The following is a 5,192-nucleotide window of genomic DNA, read 5'->3' as shown; positions in this document are numbered from 1 at the left end:
AAACGTGTGAAGGAACATGTAAAACAAAATTTTCCTTGAATGGTTAATTTTGTGTAGTGTTAGCAAAACACATACTAATAATACTAACATATTGAATATATATTAAGGTTCAGTACAGAAAAATGTGGGATCTCATAGTGGATCTTTCCAAACTGTGATTCCATTTTTGCCTTGAAGCATCAAATAACTTTAAGAAAAAGTATTCATCGTCAGGCAATCCATAACTCTGTCTCCTGATAGTCTTTATCTTCTGATTTATAACTTCAATTTTTCCATTGGAAATGCGGTATTTTGCATGGCTAACAATTCCTTCTTTATGATTTTCCAACAAGTTGGCAAACCACTTAAAATGGCAATTTTCAGTACAATTGCAATATGAAATAATCTCATCAATGTAGATAGTCATCTTTTCTTCAGAATCAAGCTTGTAAGCCTCATTTAGGATTGTTTTTACGTAATCCAAATTAAACAGCAAGGTGTTTTGAGAAAGCAGTTGCAAATAGCGCCCCATCTGACCTCCTGTTTGTTTGACTTCATCCTTTTTGAAAAGCTCACTACCTTTCGAAATTACTTCTCCTTTATGAGCAGCATCGTCTTTTGCTAATAATGTATTCCTGCTTGAAGTCAGGATGTATTTACTACCTTTAAGAGCTTCTGCTGCTTCCTCATTTCCTTCTTCAATCAGCCTTCGTTGTTCGTCTTTTCTGACTTCACTGACAACCTTTTCATTGAAGTTGGAAAATCTTTTAGTTATGACGCAAAGATCTTGAATTGATCGATCACTTTATCTTGATTTAATCGATCAGAAGATCTTCTTCTTTATGACGCACTTCTCATAATGCTTCTTGTCATCTCAATATTCTTTATAAGATCCTAAAAAAATTACTATTCTTGAAATAAGAGCTTTGCTTGAGGGAAGAGGCTGTTTAGATAGTTTCTTATTGGGTCTGAATTAATTAAAAAAGGTCGTGTTCCCCCTTTTGTTTCGCGACAAAAGAACACGACCTGACATAAAAGTCATGATCATATTACCACAAGGAACTTTCAGAATTGTTAAAGAGAATGTTTTTCTATCAAGAATTGTGCTCTTGGTTGGCTTTTTAAAGTTATGCTCGATGCTTAATTGCGAGAAAATTTATATACACGGTTATATAACAAGGATTGTCAAGCAGATAGGAATAAATGAAAAGACATTTCTTATACCAAGAATTATCTGTAAGGGTGGAAACCCTGTACAACGAACCCATGTACTGTTGCCTGACTTTATCCTTCCTTACTGCAACTATTCAGTAAAGACGCTCTGTATAGTTTTTTCAAATGAAATCCCAATAAACACCGTCGAGAAAATATCAAAAGAAGAATGGGATAAGCTAGTTTCAATAATTAGTAGAAAATCCCTAAACGACAAGATCGAGTACATTATTCGAGCTAAGCATAAATTAAAAAAAAGATATAAAGAGATTGGAAGTACACATATTTTTATTAATAAAGTCCAAGTACCCCCAAAAATGCTCTCAATCCCCATCAAAATCGCAAGATTTTATTACCTTTTAACTTCTGAAAAACACAGGTGTATCAACGTTCAGCAGTACTTCAGCCACACGATTTACCAATTTGACACCAGTTGATCCATAAAATTGCTCCTGTCCATTAAATAAAGGAGCTTTTTATGAACAAAACTAGCCAAAATTCAGGATATCTGAGGTTTCCTCAGTTGAAACAGGCCTGCATAAGGTTACTAACATCAACTGATTCATGTAGGTTTATTGCTCGTTCACTTAAGGTGTCCCCAAGCACGATTATCAGACTCAAGAATAAGCTTGAAAGTCAAGAAATCAGTAACAGTGACGAAATATCAAGGCTGTCTCCCAAAGAGCTTTATGAAAAAGTCTATCCAAGAAAACAGCAGGATGTTAGAAATGACAGTCAGAATAAATATCTACCTGACTTTGAAAAACTCACTTCTGTGATGATTGAGAAAAAGCTGAATATTACTCAGCTGTATGCTCTATATGAATCAGAGGCTTTAAGTAAGGAACTACAGCCACTGAGTCTGTCATATTTTTCTGCCAGAATAAAAATTGCAAGAGACTTAATTGAATCTGATAGTCCTGAGTTTTATTATGCACAGACGTTTCCTTATGGTCTGTACGCTCAGCTTGATTATACAGGTGACAAGTATGAGCTTTTAACCTATAACGGCAGAATTACATGTTGGATCATGGCCATTGCTTTTCCTGCAAGTTACTACGTTTACGCAGGATTTGTGACAGCTCAGAGTACAGCAGAAAGTTGCAGAGTATTATGTGAAGGTTTTAGATACCTAGGAAATCGCCATCCAAGTATTTTAACAGTAGACAATGCACGTTGTTGGTGTACACAGCATAAACCACATGCAGAAGCTGTAATAAATGAAAATTTCGCATGCTATCTGCAGGAAATGGGCATGTGTGCAGAAGCTGCACCTCCATATACGCCACAACGTAAAAGCTGTGCAGAGCACTCAGTCGGAAGAATTCAGTCTGTTATGTCTAGTTTGAAGCACGAATTTGCTACTACGTTGCGTACATTGCAAGAGCATAACAAGATCCTTATGGAAAAAGTTGAGGCTCTAATTAACAAAGGTCCTTTCAGACGAAGTACAACTTTGACCAGAGACTACCTTTTCAAAACTTATGAACTGCCTTTACTAATACCTGAGAAGAAAATTCCTGAATATATGGGCGAACCTATATCAGTGGTTGTTCCTGGCTCTTACATGGTAACAGTCCAAGCACATCAGTATTCTGTTCCATACTTATATATCAAGAAACGTGTAGATATTTATTTAACCAATGATCTGGTGATAATTAAATATGAGGGCAAGGAAATAGCTCGTCACCTACGGACAGATGGAGAGGGGATCACTGCCGTTGAAGGTCACAAACCGAGCCTACATCAGAAAATTGATGCAAACAACAGGATTTATGCATCACTGGATGACGTTACGTCAATATCAAAAGCTTTAGATGACGGCGTCAATAGATTCTGTCTTTCAAAGATTGAGTATGACAAAAATAACTGTCGAGCAGAATCAGTCACAATAAAAACCTGCAGGGCTGTCATAAATGGATACAAGCGTTGCTTTTTCAAACAGTTGTACTCTGAAGCCTGCATATCTGTCCTTAATCTGGAGCCTTATAAATGGAGCTCCTACTCAGTAGCAGAAATGTATAAGGAACTTCAGAATGAATATAACAAAAACCAAAAAATTCAGCATCAGGAAGAGTTTGAAATATTCAGACCCACAGAGCCAGATGATGCACATTTAAGAGATTTCGATAGTTTTGAACCTGATGTACATGGAGAACAGTCATGAAAGAAAAAACTGTACTTTTACCAGAGCAGCGTGAACTTATCGCACTAGCACAGAGACTGGAACTTGATGGAGTGGTAGATGAGCTTTACGAGCAGTTTGGCAGTCCTGAGATGTATACAGATATGACGTTTGAAGATAAGCTGAAAAGATGTCTTGAGTCTCATGAGGAGCATGTTGCACACAAAAGATTTAACAAATTATTCAGAAATTCAAGAGTCCGCAAACGCATATACCTCAAACAGTTTGCTCCAGATCCTTCAAGAGGTTTCGAAAGCACGATGCTTTTAAAACTAAAAGACTGTGATTATATCAACAAGGGTATAAATATTGTGATAAGCGGAGCCTCTGGCACGGGTAAAACAGCACTTGCTTGTGCAGCTGCAGTTGAAGCAATGAGTAAAGGGTATAGTGTAATGTTTTACCGCTTCAATGATTTTATGACCATGGTAAATTCTAAGGATGGACCTTCGTTCATAAGATTCAGGGATAGAATAAAAAACATTGACCTTATAGTTTTCGATGACTGGGGGCTATCTAAAATTCCAGACAACATAGTTTGTGCTTTAAATGAAATTGCAGAATGCAGATACGGAATAGGTTCTACCATTATCACCTCTCAGCTAGGAAAGAATTCATTAAAGAAGGTCATTGATCCATCACCAATTAGGGACGCACTGGCAGATAGATTAATGAGAGATTCTGATATGGAAATTACCCTAAAAGGTGCATCATGGAGAGGCACCAATGAAGAAATTAAAGGAGAGCAAAATGATTAGTAATGCAAATGTAACAGCTGTTATCAATGCAGCATATAACAAGGATTTTCCATTATCTGCAGGAAAACTATTGGAACTTGTCAATTCTGATATGAGTACATATGAGCTTTTGGATGTAATCTGCGATTTCATCAACTCTATGAGTATTATTGAGCATAAAAAAGACGTGACAACACTGTGTCAAATGAAAACGAAGATGAAAGAGTTAACCTCAAAGATTAGATCTCTACAGGAGAATTACAATGATGCGATGAATCAGCTACTAAAAACAAAAGAAGAAGTATTAAGCATGCAGGCTGAAAAAGGAAAAATTCTTATTCAGAACAGTCTGTTGAGTTGTGAAAAAGAAGCACTAAAAAGTCAGATTGAAAGAAATAAGCTTTTGATGTAACAACCTTAATGGCATGGTAACCCAAAAAACTATGCCATTTTTTTATTCAAAGCGATCTGTTAAGAATAAGATTCTCTGATCGCCTATGACAAGATCTGATGATCGATGACAACAAGATCTATGCGTCAAAATTGTAATTTATTCCAAAATTCTAACGCAAAAAGATTTTCATTTATAAAGTTTGATACTGGATTTAAATCATTTGAAATAACATTTCTATTATTTAAAAAGGCTTCGCAAGCTATTACTCCATATCCAGAAAAAGGGTCTAAAACAATCTGATCTTCTTTTGAATATTTTTGTATAAAGTTTAAAATTTCTCCGCTTGGTTTTTTTCCCCAATATTTGTGCATCTCATACATGGGTTTCTTTTGCATCATTACCACCGATATAAAAAAACAATATTCGTAAGACTCTATATAATCAATGATTTCAACTTTAAAAATTCTCTTAACAAACACTGCAGTTTAAGAAACGCAACTTGTTGAAGTTCCAATAGATTTACCTTCTAGTTTTATAGGAGGTTTTCTAAGAACTTCAATGATGCAACTTAAACCTTTTCCTTTTAACCTGTTTATATAACCCGGTTTGGATTTTATCCAACACGAGAACCTTTCAGACCATTGCTTGATGCTATTTAAACACTTTCGTTTATACACCAACAATG

General features: G+C 35.7%; 6 protein-coding genes. 4 read left to right on the top strand and 2 right to left on the bottom strand.

Annotation, left to right across the window (positions count from 1 at the left end; genetic code table 11):
- Positions 1–109: 109 nt before the first annotated feature.
- Complete coding sequence (locus tag ACJML3_RS09600) at positions 110–754, bottom strand: transposase (RefSeq protein WP_406022723.1); 645 nt, start codon at positions 752–754, stop codon at positions 110–112.
- 361 nt (positions 755–1,115) lie between these two features.
- On the opposite strand from ACJML3_RS09600, the gene ACJML3_RS09595 reads away from it, so the two are divergent.
- Genes ACJML3_RS09595 through ACJML3_RS09580 form a run of 4 tightly spaced genes read left to right on the top strand, consistent with a single transcriptional unit; the run spans position 1,116 to position 4,525 of the window.
- Positions 1,116–1,628, top strand: a complete 513-nt coding sequence (locus ACJML3_RS09595) for a DUF6431 domain-containing protein (RefSeq protein WP_219938359.1) — start codon at positions 1,116–1,118, stop codon at positions 1,626–1,628.
- 41 nt (positions 1,629–1,669) lie between these two features.
- Complete coding sequence (locus ACJML3_RS09590) at positions 1,670–3,358, top strand: Mu transposase domain-containing protein (protein WP_406017064.1); 1,689 nt, start codon at positions 1,670–1,672, stop codon at positions 3,356–3,358.
- On the top strand, positions 3,355–4,134 hold the full coding sequence (locus ACJML3_RS09585) for an ATP-binding protein (protein ID WP_219938355.1): 780 nt from the start codon (positions 3,355–3,357) through the stop codon (positions 4,132–4,134). The genes ACJML3_RS09590 and ACJML3_RS09585 overlap by 4 nt, the downstream gene beginning before the upstream one ends.
- The gene (locus ACJML3_RS09580; protein WP_219938353.1) at positions 4,127–4,525 is read left to right on the top strand and encodes a hypothetical protein; all 399 of its coding nucleotides are present in this window, start codon (positions 4,127–4,129) and stop codon (positions 4,523–4,525) included. The genes ACJML3_RS09585 and ACJML3_RS09580 overlap by 8 nt, the downstream gene beginning before the upstream one ends.
- A 125-nt stretch (positions 4,526–4,650) precedes the next feature.
- On the opposite strand, the gene ACJML3_RS09575 is transcribed toward ACJML3_RS09580, so the two are convergent.
- Positions 4,651–4,902, bottom strand: coding sequence for a DNA methyltransferase (locus ACJML3_RS09575; protein WP_406022721.1), 252 nt, complete (start codon positions 4,900–4,902; stop codon positions 4,651–4,653).
- Between the last annotated feature and the right edge of the window lie 290 nt (positions 4,903–5,192).

This window comes from Succinivibrio sp., from assembly GCF_045124615.1.
GTDB lineage: Bacteria > Pseudomonadota > Gammaproteobacteria > Enterobacterales > Succinivibrionaceae > Succinivibrio > Succinivibrio faecicola.
Note: the sequence above shows the minus strand (reverse complement) of the source record. Positions and strands in the feature narration are given on the sequence as shown.

Bases quoted from the DNA above. Each gene is read 5' to 3' on its own strand.
- ACJML3_RS09590 (WP_406017064.1), top strand. From the start codon at position 1,670: ATGAACAAAACTAGCCAAAATTCAGGATATCTGAGGTTTCCTCAGTTG.
- ACJML3_RS09580 (WP_219938353.1), top strand. From the start codon at position 4,127: ATGATTAGTAATGCAAATGTAACAGCTGTTATCAATGCAGCATATAAC.
- ACJML3_RS09575 (WP_406022721.1), bottom strand. From the start codon at position 4,902: ATGCAAAAGAAACCCATGTATGAGATGCACAAATATTGGGGAAAAAAA.
- ACJML3_RS09595 (WP_219938359.1), top strand. From the start codon at position 1,116: ATGCTTAATTGCGAGAAAATTTATATACACGGTTATATAACAAGGATT.
- ACJML3_RS09585 (WP_219938355.1), top strand. From the start codon at position 3,355: ATGAAAGAAAAAACTGTACTTTTACCAGAGCAGCGTGAACTTATCGCA.